Source organism: Rathayibacter sp. AY1F2 (assembly GCF_002930885.1).
Taxonomy (GTDB): Bacteria; Actinomycetota; Actinomycetes; order Actinomycetales; family Microbacteriaceae; genus Rathayibacter.
In genome coordinates, this window is the sequence record NZ_PSVG01000015.1 from 65,962 (window position 1) to 82,720 (window position 16,759).

Consider the following 16,759-nt stretch of genomic DNA (forward strand, 5'->3'; position numbering starts at 1 on the left):
CGGCGACCCGCAGGGCCACGGTACGTCCGCCTCCCCTCAGCCGATCAGGGGGTTCACTGCGGAGCCTCGCAGTGGTAGCGGACGCCGGTCGCGCCCGGACGCGCACCACGGGGAACCACTCACTGCTCGTAGGAGTCCTCGTAGTCGGCACCACTGGTCAGCTCGCCGTCGCCGGGTTGCACGGGATGCTCGCCGGTGAGCGCGTCGATCCGCTCGCGCAGCCGTGCCACCTCCGCCGCGTTGTCCGGTTCGGGCAGGTCGCTCGGCGTGGTCTCGACGATGAGGGCGGCCGCGGCGTTCACGAGGAAGGTGGCGTCGACCGTCCCGCCGTCCGCGCCGATCCCCGTGTACTCGACGGTGTCGGCCGCGCCTTTCGCGGCGAGGGCGACGGCGTACTCGACGAGCGCGTCGGCCGCCTCGTCCCCCACGAGGATCGTCTTGTCGGCGAAGAGGATGTGCTTCATGCCGTCCATGCTCGGCAGCGCCGGCTGCGTGGAGGGAGGAGGTTGACAGAGGACCGCCGCTGACGGAAGACCTGGACAGATCGAGCAGAGAATGGCAGGCCGGGTTGTCGGATCCCTCCGGTCTGCGGAAGGGTGGTGGCAACGGCGGGCGCCTGCCGGCCGGAGATCAGGGGCTGGAGACGCCGATGGGGAAGCTGCACTACGACGGGACCGTCGAGATCGATTTCGAGGACCGCGTGCTCGCGCACCTGCAGATCGTCATCACCGCGAAGCTGCGGCGCAACGAGTCGTTCCTGCTCAGCTGGCGCGACGACCACAGCATGGGCGACGGCCGCAGCGCGATCTGGATCCACCCCTCCCACGCGCTCCGCTACAAGTACTTCGGCGGCCGGATGCCCCGCATCAACCCCGCCTGGATCTCCGCGCTCACCGACCTCGCGAACTCCGCGGGCGGGCTGTACGTGATCTCGGAACCCGCCGAACCGGTGCGTCCCCCGGCGAAGGGCGACCAGCTGTGAAGCGCATCGACCTGATCTACAACGGCACCGCCTACACCGTCAACAACAGGAGCCTCGACGAGTTCCGCGCCGAGGTCGAGGCCGCCCTGGCCTCCCCGACCCCGCAGTGGCTGACCGTCAACTACGGCGAGGGTCGCGCGAACCCGGCGCTCCTCCTCATCACGCCGTACACCCCGCTGTCGATCATCACGAACGACTTCGACGAGCTCAACGCAGAGCACGAGTAGCGGCGGACCTCGGGGAGGTCAACCACGTCGTCCGGTCGATCCGCGCCCCGTACCGTCGTGCAGGACCTCGTCGACGTCGTGCGCGGACCCCGCACGGCGACACCCGATCGACACCTCCCGCGCCTCGGCGCACGACAACGGCCGCGGACACCCGGCCAGGAGCCGTGATGACAGATCCCGCCTTCGCCGTCCTCGACGACCTCATCGCCGCCCTCGAGCGTCCCGGCTCGATCGACCCCGGCCTGAGCCGCTCCGTCGCCGTGCAGGCCGCCGTCCTCCGGCTCCCGTCGCCCCGCACCATGCACCGTCCGCGCCCGACGAGCCGCTTCACGGGCCGTCGCCTCGTGCGCCCGGGCAGCGCAGCCAGGCGGGCTCCCGCGCGTCACCGCGTCGTGGTCCCCGCCGGTCCGGCGGAGCGTCGCTCCGAGCGGAGCCGACGGCTAAAATGGGCGCGGTGACCGACTCCGACGCTCTCTGCGACCCGTATTTGCGCGGGTATCCGATCGACGGCGTCGCGATCTCCACGCTCGGCAGCCCCTTCGGCGGCGAGACCGTCGCCGCGAGCGACAGCACCGCGAGCCGGCTGGACGAGATCCAGATCGACCTCGGCGAGGGCCCGTGCTGGGAGGCGATCCGCGCTGCCGGCCCCGTCTCGGTGCCGGACACCGGCGCGGAGGAGCGCTGGCCGCTCTTCACCGAGGCGATCGGCCCCACGGCGGTGCGCGCGGTCTTCGCCTTCCCGCTCTCGATCGCGGGGCTCTCGATCGGCGCGGTCGACCTCTACTCCCGCCGCCCCACGTCGCTCAGCGACTCCCTCCTCGGCCGGATCAGCGCCTCGACCACCGCGACGGCGCTGCTGGTGCTTGCCGCGGTGCTGCGCGACAACGAGGTCGAGGAGAGCACGAATCCGCGCTCGCGACGCGTGGTGCACCAGGCGACCGGCATGATCATCGCGCGCTACGGCAGCACGGCCGAGGAGGCGCAGCTGCTGCTGCGCGCCCACGCCTTCGCCCAGCAGCGCTCCGTCGTCGATGTCGCCTCCGGCATCGTGGCCCGGCACGACGGGTTCCCCGACCGCCCTCTCACCGCCCAGGACGACACATGGTGACGAACTCCCGCGAGCGCAGCGTCATCCAGACGTTCGTCGCCCTCTCCGACACGCTGGTCGACGACTACGACGTCGTCGACTTCACGCAGACCCTCGTGGAGAGCAGCGCGACCCTCTTCGACGCCGTCTCGGCGGGGCTCGTCCTCGCCGACTCCTCCGGCTCCCTCGAGGTGCTCGCCTCCACGGACGAGGACACCCGGCTGATCGAGCTGCTCCAGCTCGACAGCGGGTCGGGCCCGTGCATCCAGTGCTTCGAGACCGGGCGGCCGGTGATCGTCGAGGACGCCCGCGCCGTGGGCGAGGAGTGGGCGGAGTTCCGGACGCTGGCGGTCGAGCTCGACGTGCTCTCGGCGCACTGCGTGCCGATGCGCTCGGCGGGGACGACGATCGGCTCCCTCAACCTCTTCCAGGCCCGGCCGGGGCGGCTCGATCCGGACGACATCGCGGTCGTGCAGGCGTTCGCCGACGTCGCGACGATCGGGATCCTGCATCAGCGCGCGCTCCAGCAGAGCACGGTCACTCAGGAGCAGCTGCAGCACGCCCTCGACAGCCGGGTGCTGATCGAGCAGGCGAAGGGGATCCTCGCCTACGCCCACCGCACCACGGTCGAGCAGGCCTTCGAGGTGCTGCGGGTCCGCGCGCGAGCGACGTCGACCCCGATCACGACGCTCGCCCAGGAGATCATCCGCGACTACCGGCGCTGACGCTCCGCGCGCGCGGAGCAGGAGCGGGGCGGATCCGCGCCGGCGGCGCCGCGGCTCAGAGCTCAGTACTCGTTCTCGAGCTCCCACGTCGCGCGGGGGTCGACGTCCGAGGCGGGCACCGGTCCGCCCGCACTGTCGAGCGCGTCGAGGCGCTCGAGGATCTCGGTGCTCGACTCCGCCGCTGCGCTACCGGCCCCTGCGACCACCAGGGGGACGCCGAGCCCGACGGTGAGCGTCACGACGGAGGAGGGGGCCGAGTCGTCGGCGACGCTGACCGTGCTCATCCGGTGCCGCTGCGCGAGCGCGAGCGAGTAGCGGACGACGGCGTCGGCGGTCGCGTCGTCGAGGGAGAGGGAGCCACCGGTGTGGAAGAGCGTCGTCATGGTCAAGTCCTCGCAGGGCAGGCGGATGGGCATGGTTCCGTCACCGGGGGCCAGGATGCGGTGGGCTCACGCTACGCCCTGGGCGCTCGGGGGTGCAGGTCTTGCGCCGAGGCGTGCCCCTGGCGCATGGTTCGCTCCCGACGCCGGAGCAATTCCCCCATGGCTCTGAGGCGGCTCACACGTTAACGTGAACACACGCGTCGGTCCCCTCGGCTCGACGCATCCCTCCCCTGAAGGAAAGGTCTCGACGATGAGACGACGCTCCCCGGAGCCCCCTGCCGCCGCGCCTCGGCGCCGCGTGCGATCCCTCTTCCTCTCCGCTCTCGCCTGCACGAGCGTCGCCCTCACCGGCGCTCTCGTCCCCGTCTCGGCGCAGGCCGTCGACGTCCCGGCGCCCACCGCGCACTACGACATGTCGCACGCCGGCTCGGCCCTGCTCGACATCTCGGGCAACGGACGCAACGCCACCCTGACCGGCCTCACCGACGCGTCCTTCGCGAACGCCAGCGGCGACCAGGTCGCCCGGTTCAAGAACGACGGCTACGCGAGCCTCCCCCAGGGCCTGGTCACCGGAGCCGACAACGCCTTCGCCGTCGAGTACACGGTGAAGACGCAGACCACCGCCAACCAGTTCGGCTGGGTCATCGGCGACGGCGTCGGCCCGTGGAACACCACGCAGCTCGGCAACCACGTCTTCGTGAACCCGCGCAACCCCGACGGCTCGCCCAGCGGACAGGTCCTCGCGGGCATCCGCGTCAAGGAGCCCACCAACAACGGCGAGACCCGCATGCCGTTCGGCGGCACGCTGAACCCCGGGTTCACGACCCTCACGCTCGTCGGCACCGGCACGGGGTCGAGCACCGTGCTGACCCTCTACCGCGACGGCACGCAGATCTCGACGGCGAACACCACGAAGTCGATGGCGAGCATCGTGCCGACCGGGTCCACTCTCGGCTACCTCGGCCGCTCGCTCTACTCCGGCGACGCGCTCGTGACCGCCGACGTCACCGACGTGAAGTTCTGGGACACCTCCCTCACCGCCGAGCAGGTCGCCTCGAGCATGCCGACCGCCACGGCGAAGGCGTCCGCGACCTCCGCCCTGCTGCGCTCGGACATCCAGCCCGTCCTGCTGGCCGGCAACCCGTCGCTGACCCAGGTCTCCTCGAACCTGACGCTACCCGCCTCCAGCAGCGGCGTCCCGCTCACCTGGACCTCCTCGAACAGCGCGGTCGTCTCGGCCACCGGCGTCGTCTCGCGCTCGATCGCGCAGAACACCCCGGTCACCCTGACGGCGACCACCGCCCAGGGCGCGACGATCGCCTTCGAGGTGGTCGTGCTCGCCCCGAGCATCAACGACGACCTCGACGCGCTGAAGCTCGCCACGCGCACCACCGAGAACCTCCCCCTCGCAGTGAAGGGCGCCCGGAACGGCACCGACATCACCTGGACCTCCTCGGACCCGGCCCTCGTCACTCCGACGAACACCTCCTACGCGGCTCCGGCGGTCGGCGCGGCCGACCCCTACCGCGGCGGCGGCGTCGTCACCCGGCCGGCCTACGGCTCCGGAGACAGGACCGTCACCCTCACCGCGACGGCCACCCTCAACGGCGTCGCCGAGACGCGCGCCTTCACGCTGACGGTCGCCGAGCTCGGCCGCACCGCTCCCGACGCGGGCTACGCCTCGGCGTACTTCAAGTCGGACGGCGACGAGAAGATCTACCAGGCCGCGACCTCGGGCAACGACTTCTTCACCTTCTCGCCGGTCAACGGCGGGAAGGCGGTCATCACCTCGACGACCGACACGAAGGGCCTGCGCGACCCGTTCATCCTCCGCTCGCACAACGGCGACAAGTACTACATGGTCGCCACCGACCTCTGCATCTCCTGCGGCACCGGCTGGGGCGACGCCCAGTCCAAGGGCAGCCTGAAGATCGAGGTCTGGGAGTCGACCGACCTGGTGCAGTGGACCCGCACCAACGGCGCCGACACCGGCATCACGGTGAACCAGCCGGCCGCCGGAATGACCTGGGCGCCCGAGTCGTACTGGGACGACGCCCTGCAGTCCTACGTCGTGTTCTTCTCCTCGCGCCTCTACTCCGACGCGACGAAGACCAACAACGACAAGCTCTACTCCCGCGTCTTCTCCGTGATCACCCGCGACTTCCGCACCTTCACCGCTCCTCCCGCCACCTGGCAGGACACCGGCTACGCGCGGATCGACTCGACGATCACGAAGATCGGCGACTACTACTACCGCTTCACCAAGAACGAGGAGGGCGGCGCCGCCGGCACCCTCGAGGCCGGAAAGGACATCTTCCTCGAGAAGTCGAAGGTCCTGACCGCCGGGACGACCTCCTCGAACTGGAGTGCCGACCCGAACACCACCTGGCAGCTCACCGACACCCGGATGACCTCGCTCGAGACCGGCCAGGCCGGTGAGGGACCCGAGATCATCAAGCTGAACGCGGGCGACCCGAACGACACCACCGGCGCGGGCGACGGCTACGCGTTCCTCGTCGACAACTACGGCGACGGCGGCTACAAGGCCTTCATCACCTCCGGAGCGGCCATCGCCGGCAGCTCGCAGACGAACCGCCTCTCGCAGTCGGCCGACTGGAACGTCTCGCCCAAGAGCCGCGCCGGCCTCCCGGCCAGCCCGCGGCACGGTGCGTTCGTGAGCGTCCCGCAGACGGTCCTCACCGCCATGAAGAACTGGACCGGCGTCACCGCCGTCGACTCCACCACGATCCTCACCGCCGACGGCCGCACGGTCACGGCGACGGTCGCGGCGGCCGACAAGGGCGACGTCGTCGGCTCGGTCACCTTCACCGGCGGCTCGTGGACCTCGACCGTCCCGCTCTCCGGCGGCTCGGCGAGCGTCTCGGTCCCGGCGGGCGTGACCGCCGTCACGGCCTCCTACACCGGGTACGCGGACAAGCTGGTGCGCACGTCGGTCTCGGCCGCCGTCCCGCTGGACACCCTCGAGCTCGTCCCCGCCGTCGCCACGCGCTGCGTCGCCGGCAAGATCGTGCTCACCGCGACCGTGAAGAACACCGACACCGCTGCCGCGGACGTCACGATCACCTCGGCCTACGGCTCGAAGTCGTTCACCGCGGTCGCTCCCGGCTCGTCCGCCTCCGCCGCCTTCACCACCCGCCTGGCCTCGATGCCGGCCGGCACGGTGACGGTGACCGGATCGGCGACCGGCCAGCCCGCGTTCACCGCGACGGTCCCCGTCGCCGCCGCGCGCTGCTGACGCACTGACGACGAAGGGCCCCCTCCTGCGCTCGCGCGGGAGGGGGCCCTTCGTCGTTCCCGGGTCAGACGGTGGGAGCGAGCAGGTCCGCGTGGTGGGCGGCCGCCACGTTCGGGTGGGCCCGGAGGCGGTAGCGCAGCGCGTTCTCGCCGTAGGTCTCGAGGATCGGCGCGTTCGTCGGGTCGACCGAGAGGCCGGACTTGAGCTCCTCGGGCAGCGGGAGCGAGGGCATGGTGGCCGAGAGCGCGGGATTGAAGAAGAACGGGATCGAGATCCGGTCCGTTCCGATCAGCGGCGAGATCACGCGGTGCAGCGTGGCCTTGAGGTAGCCGCCCGTGGCGAGCTCCAGCATCTCGCCGATGTTGACGACGAACGCGCCCTCCATCGCGGGTGCCTCGATCCACGAGCCGTCGTGCTCGACCTGCAGGCCGCCCTTGCCGGGCTCGACCAGCAGCAGCGTCAGCACGCCGCCGTCGCGGTGCGCGCCCACGCCCTGCTTGGGCTCCGGGTCGGAGGTGCCCGGGTAGCGGACGACCTTCACCAGCGAGAACGGCCGCTCGGCGAACGCCTCGTCGAACACGTCCTCCGGGGCGTCGAGTGCGACGGCCCAGGTGCGCAGCAGCCGGATGGCGACCGCAGCGAGCTCCGCGTGCCAGCGCTCGAAGACCTCGCGGAACTCCGGCAGCGCCTCGGGCCAGAGGTTCGGCCCCTCGAGGCGCTCGTAGTCGGCGACGCCGGGCCCGGCGGGAACGGCCGGTCGGTCGATGCCGATGTCGACCTGCTCGCGGTAGTCGACGTCGCCGTTGGTGAGCTCGGCGCCGAAGCGGGTGTAGCCGCGGAACTGCGGGCTGAGGGTGTTCTCGATCGCGAGCTTCTCCTCCTCCGGCAGGTCGAAGAAGCGGCGGGAGACGGCGACGACGTCGTCGAGGAGGTCCTGTGGCACGCCGTGGCCGACGAGGTAGAAGAAGCCCACGTCGTGCGTGGTCTCCCGGAGGTCGCGGCGGAAGGCGGCGGCCTCCGCCTCCCCCCGGTCGAGGCGGGACAGGTCGAGGATCGGCAGGGAATCGGTCATGCACCGACTCTCGCGCACGAACCTGCACAGCAGTCGATTGTTACGACAACCAAAACGGCGGGCCCCGCCACGGCGCGGAAGAGGTTCCTCCGCTCCGCGACCGGGCCCGCCGTGAGCGCCGAGTGTTACGGCGTGGGCATGCCGCCGTTGACGTGCAGCGTCTCGCCGACGACGTAGCTCGACTCCGGGGAGGCGAGGAACACGTAGGCGGGAGCGAGCTCGGCCGGCTGGCCCCAGCGTCCGAGCGGCGTCTGCGAGCCGACCTCGGGCAGCTTGTCGGACGGCTGGCCGCCCGCGGTCTGCAGCGGCGTCCAGATCGGGCCCGGGGCGACGACGTTCACGCGGATGCCCTTGGGCGCGAGCTGCTGCGCGAGCGCCTTCGAGAACGTGTTGATCGTGGCCTTCGTGCTGGCGTAGTCGACCAGCATCGGCGACGGCTGGTAGGCCTGGATCGACGAGGTGCTGATGATCGCGGAGCCCGGGGCGAGGTGCGGCACGGCCGCCTTCGTCATCCAGAACATCGCGTAAACGTTGGTCTTGAAGGTCTCGTCGAACTGCTCGTCCGAGAGCTCGAGGAAGTCCTCGACGTGCTGCTGCTTGCCCGCGTTGTTGACGAGGATGTCGAGTCCGCCCAGGCCCTCGACGGCCTTCGCGACGGCGCCCACCGCGAAGTCGTGGTCGGTGATGTCGCCGGGGATGGCGACGGCGGTGCGGCCGGCCTCCTCGATCAGCGCGACGACCTTCTTCGCGTCCGACTCCTCCTCGGGGAGGTAGACGATCGCGACGTCGGCGCCCTCGCGGGCGTAGGCGATGGCGACGGCCGCGCCGATGCCCGAGTCGCCTCCGGTGACGAGCGCCTTGCGCCCGGTCAGGCGGCCGGAGCCGCGGTAGGTCGACTCGCCGCGGTCGGCGGGGTCGTCCATCTTCGAGTCGAGGCCGGAGCCCTCCTGGTACTGGGCCTCCGTGTCGATGTCGGCGAACATCGCGGTCGGGTCTTGGAACGTGTACTGGTCGTTCTGCGGAGTCTGGTCGTTCTGCGAAGTCATGTCTCGACGCTAGGCGCGCGGGATCGGCGGCCGCGCGTGCTTGACAGCCCCGATCCGCCAGGACACAGGAGGTCTTCAGGAGCCGCGAGGCTTCCCGGATCGGGGAGAATGGTGCGGTGACCCGCGACGACTCCCTGTCCTTCGACACCACGGCGCCGCTGCCCGGCTGGCAGCACGCCTACTCCGGCAAGGTGCGCGACCTCTACACCCCCGACGACGCCGACCCCGTGCTCGGCGCCGACCGCATGCTCGTCGTCGCCAGCGACCGGGTCAGCGCGTACGACGCGGTCCTCGAGCCCGGGATCCCCGGCAAGGGCGAGCTGCTGACCACGCTCTCCCTCTGGTGGTTCGCGCAGCTCTCCGACGTCCCCAACCACCTGATCCCCGGCGACATCCCCGAGGCGGTCCGCGGCCGGTCGATGCTGGTGAAGACGCTCGACATGTTCCCGATCGAGTGCGTCGTGCGCGGCTACCTCTCCGGCAGCGGCTGGAAGGAGTACCGGGAGACGGGCTCCGTCTGCGGCGTCCCGCTCCCCGAGGGCCTCCAGGACGGCGACGCACTCCCCGAGCCGATCTACACCCCCGCGTGGAAGGCCCCGCAGGGCGAGCACGACGAGAACATCACCTTCGAGCGCACGGTCGAGATCGTCGGGGAGGAGGCCGCGGAGGCGCTGCGCACCCTCTCGCTCGCGGTCTTCCGCGAGGCGTCCACCATCGCCCTGGCCCGCGGCGTGCTGCTGGCCGATACGAAGTTCGAGTTCGGGGTCGACCGCGGGACCGGAGTCGTCACCCTCGGCGACGAGGTCCTCACGAGCGACTCCTCCCGCTACTGGGACGCCGACGACTACGACGCCGGCATCCGCGGCCGCTCGTTCGACAAGCAGATCGTGCGCGACTGGCTCTCCGACAACTGGGACGGCCAGGGCCTCCCGCCGACCCTCCCGTCCGAGATCGTCGAGCGCACGGCCGCGCGCTACCGCGAGCTCATCGAGCGCCTCACGCGCTGAGGCACCGGAACGACCTGTGGACGATCACCACCCTCGCGTCCGGCTGGAGGCCCGCGGCGAGGATCCGGACGAGGCGCGGCACAGCCTCGCGCGGCTCTACAACGGCGACGAATGGCGCGCCGCCACCACCGCGGCCGACTTCAGCTACCGCTACGCCGCCATCGGCGACGGCGGGATGACCCTCCGCACCTCGCGGATGTCCGGGCGCCTCGCGGGCGGCGTGGGCGACTCGGACGACGTCGTCGTGCAGTGGATCGTCGGCGGCTCCGCCCGGATCGATGTCGGCCGCGCCTCGATCGCGATGGAGGAGAACCGTCCCGTCCTCTTCCCCGTCGGTCGGCCGTTCGCCTTCGATTACGTCGACTTCGACCAGCGCCTGGTGCACCTCGACCGGGGAGTCGTCGACCGGGTCGCCGCCGAGCGCGGCCTCGTCGGCTCCCTCGTCTTCGACTCCGAGCACCGCCCCGACGCCGCGGCGATCCGCCGCTGGCGCACGGCCGTCGCCGACTCCGCCCGCGCGCTGCGCAGCGAGCGCGTCGAGCCGCTGCTCTGGGACGAGCTCACCCGTGCCACGGCCTCCGCGCTGCTCGACCTCTACCCTCCGGAGTCCGCTCCGGTCCCGCCCGAGCTCCTCGCCCCCCGGAACGCACGGATCCGCACGGCCGTCGAGTACGTGCACGCCCACTGCAGCGAGCCGATCGGCCCCGCCGAGATGGCGGCGGCGTCGGGCCTGACCGTCCGGGGCCTGCAGTCCGCGTTCCAGCGGGTGCTCGGGATGCGCCCGATCGCCTACCTGCGCCTGGTGCGGCTCGACCGCGCCCGGGAGGAGCTCGCCGTGAGTCCGCCCCTCGGGACGACGGTCGCCGCCGTCGCCCGGCACTGGGGCTTCGGGAACGCGGGCCGCTTCAGCGCGGCCTACGCGGAGCGGTTCGGCGAGTCGCCGAGCGCCACGCTGCAGCGCTGATCAGTCGACGAGCTCGGGCGGCGGCTGCCCCTCGAGGATGCGGCTGAGGCCGTCGAGCAGCACCGCGACGGTCGCGGCCTCCGATTCGGGCACCTTCGCGACCATCGCGCGGATCTGCTCGTAGGTCGGGTCGTCGGTGCCGACGATGGCCTTCTGCGCGCGCTCCGTCAGGCAGAGGATGCGGCCGCGGCCGTCGGACGGGTCGGGAGTGCGGTCCACGTAGCCGGCGCGGGCGAGGCGGTCGACGAGGAGGGAGACGGCCGCCGTCGTGATCGACAGGGCCGCGGACAGGTCGACGGCGCGGACGATCTCGTCGCGCCGCTCCCCGACCCCGATCAGCCGCAGGGCCGCGAGATCCGTGGCGCCTATGCCCAGGCGGCGCTCCACGCGGCCGTCGTAGTCGCGCTCCGCCGTGCGCAATCGCGCGAGCAGAGCGAACAGGTCTGGCCGAGCGTCCATCGAGGTGCACCTTCCGAGCGGCAGGCGCCCCGGACGGGAACTCGCTGCCCCCATCGAACCACTTCTCCGGCGATCGGACGGCGTGTGTCCCGAAAGCGCAGTCGGCGCCGAGACTGTTAGTCAACCGACTTAGCAATACCTAGTGTCGACGGTGCGGCACGCCTTCCGTGCGCCGCCGACGGTGAGGAGGTGCGCGCGATGGGACGACTGCTCTACGGCGCACCCGCCAGCTCGCACTCCTTCGAGGACCGCGCCCTGGCCCACCTCCAGACCGTGATCACCTCGCGGTTCCGCCGCGGCGAGGGCTTCCTCCTGACGATCGAGGACGCCGAGGGCCGCCGGTCCGAACTGTGGCTCCACCCCGGCATCCCCACCCGCTACGAGTACGACGGCACCGCCGCGATCGAGCTGAACCCGCACTGGCTGCGCGAGCTCTCGAACGCCTCGAACGGCCGCCTCGGCCTCCACCTCCTCCCCGAAACCTCGTCGCCCGACGACCTCTCCGTGAAGAAGATCCCCGCATGAGCGACCACAACGGCACACTGTTCCGGCGCGGAGGCACCGTCCGCTTCGTCCGCTGGATCTCGTCCCGCGACGGCGGCTGGGCCCCCGAGATCGTGCAGGGGCGCTACCTCGAGCGCGACGACCGCGGCTGGCTGGTCGAGATCGAGGGCACCCCGACGGTGCTCGCGAAGGACGACTGGGCCGTCTACCGCTGACCGGCTCTGCGCTCGGCGTACTGTTGAGCAGGTGCGTTCTCGTGATCGCCGCGGCGTCACCTCGGCTCCCCTCCTCCTGACGACCATCGGAACGACGAGCCTCGTCTTCCTCTGCGCGTTCGAGTCGCTCGCCGTGACGACGATCATGCCGATCGTCAGCGCCGACCTCGACGGCCGCGCCCTCTACCCCCTGGCCTTCGCGGCGACGCTCGCCGCCGCCGTGGTCGGGATGGTCGCGGCCGGCTCCTCGGCCGACCGCCGCGGCCCGACGCCGTCGCTCGTGGTCGCGATCCTGCTCTTCACCCTGGGTCTCGTCGCCGCGGGTGCCGCGCAGTCGATGCCGGTCTTCGTGGCGGCCCGCCTGCTGCAGGGGCTGGGCAGCGGAGGGATCACCGTCACCCTCTACGTGCTCGTCGCGCGGGTCTACCCGAGCGAGCTGCATCCGAGGATCTTCGGCGCCTTCGCCGCGGCCTGGGTCGTGCCGTCGCTGGTGGGGCCGCTGGTGGCCGGAGTCGTCGCCGAGCTCGCGAGCTGGCACTGGGTCTTCTTCGGAGTCGTCGCCCTGGTGGCCCTCGCGAGCGCTGCGATCGCGCCGACGCTCCGCTCGCTCGAGCCGCGCGAGCGCCTCCCCTTCGACCGCCGGGCCGTGGGCCGCATCGCCCGCGCCGTGGTCGTCTCGGCCGGAGTCGTCGTGCTGAGCACGAGCGCCGAGCTCGCGCCCGACCTCGCCGGGCTCCTGGCCGCGGCCGCTGTGGTGGTCGTGGTCGTGGCGGTTCGCGCGCTCCTGCCCGCCGGCACGCTGCGCGCCCGGGGCGTCCTGCCGTCGGTGATCCTCCTCCGCGCCCTCGTCGCCGCCGCGTTCTTCGGCACCGAGGTCTACCTGCCGCTGCTGCTCTCGGAGCAGTACGGCCTGCCGCCCTGGCTCTCGGGCGCCATGCTCACCGCGGGCGCCGTCTCCTGGGCTCTCGGCTCGAACATCCAGGGACGCCCGGGTACCCGCCTCAGCCACGGCGGAGCGATGCGGCTCGGCACGTCGCTCGTGCTCGCCGGCATCGGAGTCGTGCTGCTCGTCACCGTGCTCGCCCTCAGCCCGATCGTCGCGGGCGTGGGCTGGTTCCTGGCCGGCGGCGGCATGGGCACGATGTTCCCGCGGATGGGGACGATGACGCTCGCGCTCTCCGCTCCGGGCCGGGAGGGCTTCAACAGCTCGGCCCTGCAGATCGCCGACTCGACCGGCGCCTCGGTCTCCCTCGCGCTGACGGGCCTCCTCGCGGCGGCGGTCACCGGCCTGATCGGGGCCGGGACCGGGGTCTTCGCCGCGACCTTCTCGTACGCCGCGCTGATCGCGATCGTCGCGGTCGGTCTGGCCGGCCGGCTCGACGGGCTCCTGCGCCGCGAGGGACGCCGGGAGCCCGCCGAGCAGGCTCAGCTGTAGAGCGACTCCGGCACGTCGAGGCCGTAGATCGCGCGGCCGGACGACCAGATCACCGAGCAGGCGGCCCGGAGCAGATCGGTCGCGTCGTCGCCGGCGTCCACGATCACCACGGAATCGCCGTCGAGGCGGACCTTGGCGCCGCGGACGGCGTGCGTGCCGTTCCGCGAGACCGTCGTCGCCGGGTAGGGCAGGTGCAGCTCGCGCAGGTCGCCGAGGATGTACGTCGGCCGGAGCTTGGGCTCCGCGGCGAGGAGCTGCTTGGCCCGGTCGATCCCGGTGAGCACATGGGCGCTCTCCATGTCGGCGCCGTTCGCGCCGGCGATGTCGGTGTCGAGCCGGTCGCCGAGGAACAGCGGGTTCGTCGAGCCGAAGCGCGCGGTCGCCGCGTCGAAGATGGCCCGCTCGGGCTTGCCCGCGACGACCGGGAGTCGGCCGACCGCGGTGTGCACGGCCGAGACGAGGGTCCCGTTGCCCGGGGCGATGCCGCGCGCGACGGGGATCGTCCAGTCGGTGTTCGTCGCGACCCACGGGATCCCCGTGTGGAGCGCGAACGAGGCCTCGGCCAGCTGCTCCCAGCCGACCGTGGGCGCGAAGCCCTGGATGACCGCCGCCGGCGAGTCCTCCGCGCTGCGCGTCACGGTGAACCCGGCGCGCTCGACCTCGGAGGTGAGGCCCTCCGCCCCGACGACGAGGATCGTCGAGCCGGCCGGGACCAGGTCGGCGAGCAGCACGACCGCCGCCTGCGGGGAGGTGACGACGTCCCCGGGCCGGACGCTCAGCCCCAGCTCGGAGAGGTGCCCGGCGACGGAGGCGTCCGTGCGCGAGGCGTTGTTGGTGATGTAGCCGACCCGCAGCGTCTCGGCCGCTCGGTTGAGGCTCTCCACCGCGAAGGGGATCGCGTCGGCACCCTTGTAGACGACCCCGTCGAGGTCGGCCAGGACGGAGTCGCGGCCGTCGAGCGGGGTGGGCTCAGTCCTGCTGCTGCGGAACATCGGCGTCCTCCTCGGTGGTGTCGGCGGGTTCGACCGACTGGTCGGCGGTCGGCTCGGCCGAGTCGAGAGCCTCGTCCGCGTCCGTCTCGGCGAGATCGTCGGACTCGAGGGACTCGTCCGCGAAGGTCGGCTCGTCCGTGTCGACGAGGTCGGCCTCGGCGTCAGCGCTCGCATCGGCGTCGTCCGCGTCCGCGTCGTCGTCGTCGTCGATCTCCTCGGACACAGTCCGGTGGACCTCGTCCTCGTCCGCGTCGTCGCCGGCGGTCGGGCCGTCCTCGTCGTCCAGGTAGTCGTCCGCGTCGTCGACCGCGGTCCCTTCCTCAACGCGATCGGGAGCGGACTCGGCCTCCGCCGACTCGTGCTCCTCCTCGATCACCTCGATCGTCTCGTCGTCACCGCCGCCCTCGGCCGCGAAGACGGCCTGCGCCGCGATGTCAGCGCGACGCTGCCACTCGGCCGCCTCCTCGGAGCGGCCGACCTCCTCGAGGACGAGCGAGTAGGCGGCGAAGAGATCCGGGCTGTACGAGAACGCGCGGTCCGGGTCCAGCTGCGGGATCTCGAGCTCCATGAGAGCGAGCTCCGCCTGCCCGAGGTCGAGGCGGGCGCCGGACATGGCGATGGCCAGCGACACCTGCGCGCCGGGGCTCAGCGTGGTGCGGTCGATCGACCGACCCAGCTCGAGCGCCTTGTCGGGCCGGCCCACGCCGCGCTCGGAGTCGACCATCAGCGGCACCTGCTCGTCCGAGCCGGAGATCCGACGGAAGGTCCGCAGCTCGCGCAGCGCCAGGGCGAAGTCGCCCGTCGCGTACGCCGAGATGGCCAGCGACTCGCGGACAACGGCGATGCGTCCCGCGCGGCGGGCCGCCGAGAGCACGTGGCGGTGCGCCAGCTCGGGGTCCTCCTCGAGGAGGCGGCCGGCCATCACCAGGTGACGGGCGACCCATTCGGCGTTGTCCTTCGAGAGCGTGCGCAGCTCGTTGCGGGCGACCTTGTCGAGGTCCTTGGCCTGCACGTCGTCCGGAAGGTCCGGGTCGTCGTGGCGCGGACGCACCGACTGGAGGGAGCGCCGCTCGCGCTCCTCCTCGGTGAGCTCCGGCTCCTCGCGGGGGCCGCCGCGTCCGCCGCCGAAGCCCTCGCGTCCGCGTCCGTCGCCCTGGCGGTCTCCGCCGCCCCGACGATCGTCCGACCACGGCCTGCTTCCCCCATCGCGCGATCCACCGCGGAACGGCGGACGCGAGTCCCCGTCACGCTGCGGACGAGAGTCGCCACCACCACGGTAGGAAGGACGGGAGTCACCATCACGCTGCGGACGCGAATCTCCACCGCCACGGTAAGGAGGACGGGAGTCCCCGTCACGCTGGGGACGCGACTCGCCACCGCGATAGGGAGGCCGAGAGTCACCGTCCCGCTGCGGACGCGAGTCGCCACCGCGATAGGGAGGACGCGAGTCACCGTCCCGCTGCGGACGGGAATCCCCACCGCCACGGTAAGGAGGACGGGAGTCCCCATCCCGCTGAGGACGGGAATCCCCACCCCCGCGGTAAGGAGGACGAGAGCCACTGTCACGCTGCGGACGAGAGTCGCCGCCACCGCGGTAAGGAGGACGCGAGTCCCCATCACGCTGCGGACGCGAATCGCCACCGCCACGGTAAGGAGGACGGGAGTCCCCGTCGCGCTGCGGACGGGAGTCCCCACCGCCACGGTAAGGAGGACGGGAGTCCCCGTCGCGCTGCGGACCCGAATCGCCACCGCCACGGTAAGGAGGACGAGAGTCCCCATCACGCTGCGGACGCGAATCCCCACCGCCACGGTACGGAGGACGGGAGTCACCATCACGCTGCGGACGGGAGTCCCCACCGCCACGGTACGGAGGACGAGAGTCCCCATCACGCTGCGGACGAGAGTCCCCACCACCACGGTACGGAGGACGAGAGTCTCCGTCGCGCTGCGGACGGGAATCGCCACCACCGCGGTACGGAGGACGCGAGTCACCATCACGCTGCGGACGGGAGTCGCCACCGCCACGATAGGGAGGACGAGCATCACCGTCGCGGCGGGGGCGGGAATCGCCCGAGCCGCCGCGATCGTTCGAGGAGCGGCCGGGGCCGCCGGCGCGAGGCGGCCGCTCTTCACGACGTCCGGAGTCCCGGTCGTTGCGGTCGGATCCTGAGTCGTCCATGCGTTCCTCGCCTGTCGTGGTGATGCTCTGTGGAGTTGACCCGCCCGAGGGCGGGGAGGACGGCCGCAGCCGTCGCACCACCCTAACCCGCACCGCGCTCCAGTGAGCAGCGGGGATCCGAGGTGGTGGTTAAACAGCGATGGCCACCCATTTCTGGGTGGCCATCGTGAATGGTGTCCGGCGGTGTCCTACTCTCCCACAGGGTCCCCCCTGCAGTACCATCGGC

Annotated in this window: 18 protein-coding genes; 11 read left to right on the forward strand and 7 right to left on the reverse strand. The window is 71.9% G+C overall.

The window, feature by feature from the left end; all coding sequences use genetic code 11:
* Positions 1–119 precede the first annotated feature (119 nt).
* Complete coding sequence (locus tag C5C54_RS12145; RefSeq protein WP_104226802.1) at positions 120–464, reverse strand: hypothetical protein; 345 nt, start codon at positions 462–464, stop codon at positions 120–122.
* A gap of 185 nt (positions 465–649) precedes the next feature.
* Between C5C54_RS12145 and C5C54_RS12150 the strand changes: the two genes are divergently transcribed.
* From C5C54_RS12150 to C5C54_RS12170, 5 genes are all read left to right on the forward strand, one after another.
* Positions 650–982, forward strand: coding sequence for an ATP-dependent DNA ligase (locus tag C5C54_RS12150; RefSeq protein ID WP_104223784.1), 333 nt, complete (start codon positions 650–652; stop codon positions 980–982).
* The gene (locus C5C54_RS12155) at positions 979–1,209 is read left to right on the forward strand and encodes a hypothetical protein (RefSeq protein ID WP_104250777.1); all 231 of its coding nucleotides are present in this window, start codon (positions 979–981) and stop codon (positions 1,207–1,209) included. The genes C5C54_RS12150 and C5C54_RS12155 overlap by 4 nt, the downstream gene beginning before the upstream one ends.
* A gap of 167 nt (positions 1,210–1,376) precedes the next feature.
* Entirely contained in the window at positions 1,377–1,667 is a 291-nt protein-coding gene (locus C5C54_RS12160) for a hypothetical protein (protein WP_104233816.1), read from the forward strand.
* Positions 1,664–2,317 carry a GAF and ANTAR domain-containing protein gene (locus tag C5C54_RS12165; protein ID WP_104351715.1) on the forward strand — a complete coding sequence of 218 codons (654 nt, stop codon included), beginning with the start codon at positions 1,664–1,666 and terminating at the stop codon, positions 2,315–2,317. The genes C5C54_RS12160 and C5C54_RS12165 overlap by 4 nt, the downstream gene beginning before the upstream one ends.
* The gene (locus tag C5C54_RS12170; RefSeq protein WP_104260835.1) at positions 2,311–3,021 is read left to right on the forward strand and encodes a GAF and ANTAR domain-containing protein; all 711 of its coding nucleotides are present in this window, start codon (positions 2,311–2,313) and stop codon (positions 3,019–3,021) included. The genes C5C54_RS12165 and C5C54_RS12170 overlap by 7 nt, the downstream gene beginning before the upstream one ends.
* Before the next feature lie 62 nt (positions 3,022–3,083).
* On the opposite strand, the gene C5C54_RS12175 is transcribed toward C5C54_RS12170, so the two are convergent.
* A complete protein-coding gene (locus C5C54_RS12175) occupies positions 3,084–3,404 on the reverse strand; it encodes a hypothetical protein (protein WP_104223789.1) in 321 nt (106 codons plus the stop codon).
* Between the two features lie 298 nt (positions 3,405–3,702).
* On the opposite strand from C5C54_RS12175, the gene C5C54_RS12180 reads away from it, so the two are divergent.
* Complete coding sequence (locus tag C5C54_RS12180; RefSeq protein WP_258063317.1) at positions 3,703–6,660, forward strand: immunoglobulin-like domain-containing protein; 2,958 nt, start codon at positions 3,703–3,705, stop codon at positions 6,658–6,660.
* A gap of 64 nt (positions 6,661–6,724) precedes the next feature.
* On the opposite strand, the gene C5C54_RS12185 is transcribed toward C5C54_RS12180, so the two are convergent.
* On the reverse strand, positions 6,725–7,732 hold the full coding sequence (locus C5C54_RS12185) for an isopenicillin N synthase family oxygenase (protein ID WP_104233812.1): 1,008 nt from the start codon (positions 7,730–7,732) through the stop codon (positions 6,725–6,727).
* 125 nt (positions 7,733–7,857) lie between these two features.
* Positions 7,858–8,778 carry a glucose 1-dehydrogenase gene (locus C5C54_RS12190; RefSeq protein ID WP_104223791.1) on the reverse strand — a complete coding sequence of 307 codons (921 nt, stop codon included), beginning with the start codon at positions 8,776–8,778 and terminating at the stop codon, positions 7,858–7,860.
* Positions 8,779–8,894: 116 nt separating this feature from the next.
* On the opposite strand from C5C54_RS12190, the gene C5C54_RS12195 reads away from it, so the two are divergent.
* A complete protein-coding gene (locus C5C54_RS12195; RefSeq protein ID WP_258063318.1) occupies positions 8,895–9,785 on the forward strand; it encodes a phosphoribosylaminoimidazolesuccinocarboxamide synthase in 891 nt (296 codons plus the stop codon).
* A 16-nt stretch (positions 9,786–9,801) separates the two neighbouring features.
* The gene (locus C5C54_RS12200) at positions 9,802–10,749 is read left to right on the forward strand and encodes a helix-turn-helix domain-containing protein (protein ID WP_104288448.1); all 948 of its coding nucleotides are present in this window, start codon (positions 9,802–9,804) and stop codon (positions 10,747–10,749) included.
* On the opposite strand, the gene C5C54_RS12205 is transcribed toward C5C54_RS12200, so the two are convergent.
* Complete coding sequence (locus tag C5C54_RS12205; protein WP_104326055.1) at positions 10,750–11,208, reverse strand: MarR family winged helix-turn-helix transcriptional regulator; 459 nt, start codon at positions 11,206–11,208, stop codon at positions 10,750–10,752.
* Between the two features lie 198 nt (positions 11,209–11,406).
* Here C5C54_RS12205 and C5C54_RS12210 point away from each other — a divergent pair, with 198 nt between their 5' ends.
* From C5C54_RS12210 to C5C54_RS12220, 3 genes are read left to right on the forward strand one after another with little or no spacing between them, the layout of a single operon-like run.
* Positions 11,407–11,733, forward strand: coding sequence for a hypothetical protein (locus C5C54_RS12210; RefSeq protein ID WP_104223794.1), 327 nt, complete (start codon positions 11,407–11,409; stop codon positions 11,731–11,733).
* Positions 11,730–11,927, forward strand: a complete 198-nt coding sequence (locus C5C54_RS12215; RefSeq protein WP_068256013.1) for a hypothetical protein — start codon at positions 11,730–11,732, stop codon at positions 11,925–11,927. The genes C5C54_RS12210 and C5C54_RS12215 overlap by 4 nt, the downstream gene beginning before the upstream one ends.
* 31 nt (positions 11,928–11,958) lie before the next feature.
* A complete protein-coding gene (locus tag C5C54_RS12220) occupies positions 11,959–13,362 on the forward strand; it encodes an MFS transporter (RefSeq protein ID WP_104269343.1) in 1,404 nt (467 codons plus the stop codon).
* On the opposite strand, the gene C5C54_RS12225 is transcribed toward C5C54_RS12220, so the two are convergent.
* A complete protein-coding gene (locus C5C54_RS12225; RefSeq protein WP_104288449.1) occupies positions 13,353–14,354 on the reverse strand; it encodes an HAD-IIA family hydrolase in 1,002 nt (333 codons plus the stop codon). The two genes, C5C54_RS12220 and C5C54_RS12225, sit on opposite strands and share 10 nt — an antisense overlap.
* A complete protein-coding gene (locus C5C54_RS18355; RefSeq protein ID WP_258063319.1) occupies positions 14,332–15,405 on the reverse strand; it encodes a hypothetical protein in 1,074 nt (357 codons plus the stop codon). The genes C5C54_RS12225 and C5C54_RS18355 overlap by 23 nt, the downstream gene beginning before the upstream one ends.
* Positions 15,406–16,759: the final 1,354 nt, after the last annotated feature.

Coding starts and splice junctions, on each gene's coding strand:
- C5C54_RS12145 (WP_104226802.1), bottom strand. CDS start 464: ATGAAGCACATCCTCTTCGCCGACAAGACGATCCTCGTGGGGGACGAG.
- C5C54_RS12150 (WP_104223784.1), top strand. CDS start 650: ATGGGGAAGCTGCACTACGACGGGACCGTCGAGATCGATTTCGAGGAC.
- C5C54_RS12160 (WP_104233816.1), top strand. CDS start 1,377: ATGACAGATCCCGCCTTCGCCGTCCTCGACGACCTCATCGCCGCCCTC.
- C5C54_RS12170 (WP_104260835.1), top strand. CDS start 2,311: ATGGTGACGAACTCCCGCGAGCGCAGCGTCATCCAGACGTTCGTCGCC.
- C5C54_RS12175 (WP_104223789.1), bottom strand. CDS start 3,404: ATGACGACGCTCTTCCACACCGGTGGCTCCCTCTCCCTCGACGACGCG.
- C5C54_RS12185 (WP_104233812.1), bottom strand. CDS start 7,732: ATGACCGATTCCCTGCCGATCCTCGACCTGTCCCGCCTCGACCGGGGG.
- C5C54_RS12190 (WP_104223791.1), bottom strand. CDS start 8,778: ATGACTTCGCAGAACGACCAGACTCCGCAGAACGACCAGTACACGTTC.
- C5C54_RS12205 (WP_104326055.1), bottom strand. CDS start 11,208: ATGGACGCTCGGCCAGACCTGTTCGCTCTGCTCGCGCGATTGCGCACG.
- C5C54_RS12210 (WP_104223794.1), top strand. CDS start 11,407: ATGGGACGACTGCTCTACGGCGCACCCGCCAGCTCGCACTCCTTCGAG.
- C5C54_RS12215 (WP_068256013.1), top strand. CDS start 11,730: ATGAGCGACCACAACGGCACACTGTTCCGGCGCGGAGGCACCGTCCGC.
- C5C54_RS12225 (WP_104288449.1), bottom strand. CDS start 14,354: ATGTTCCGCAGCAGCAGGACTGAGCCCACCCCGCTCGACGGCCGCGAC.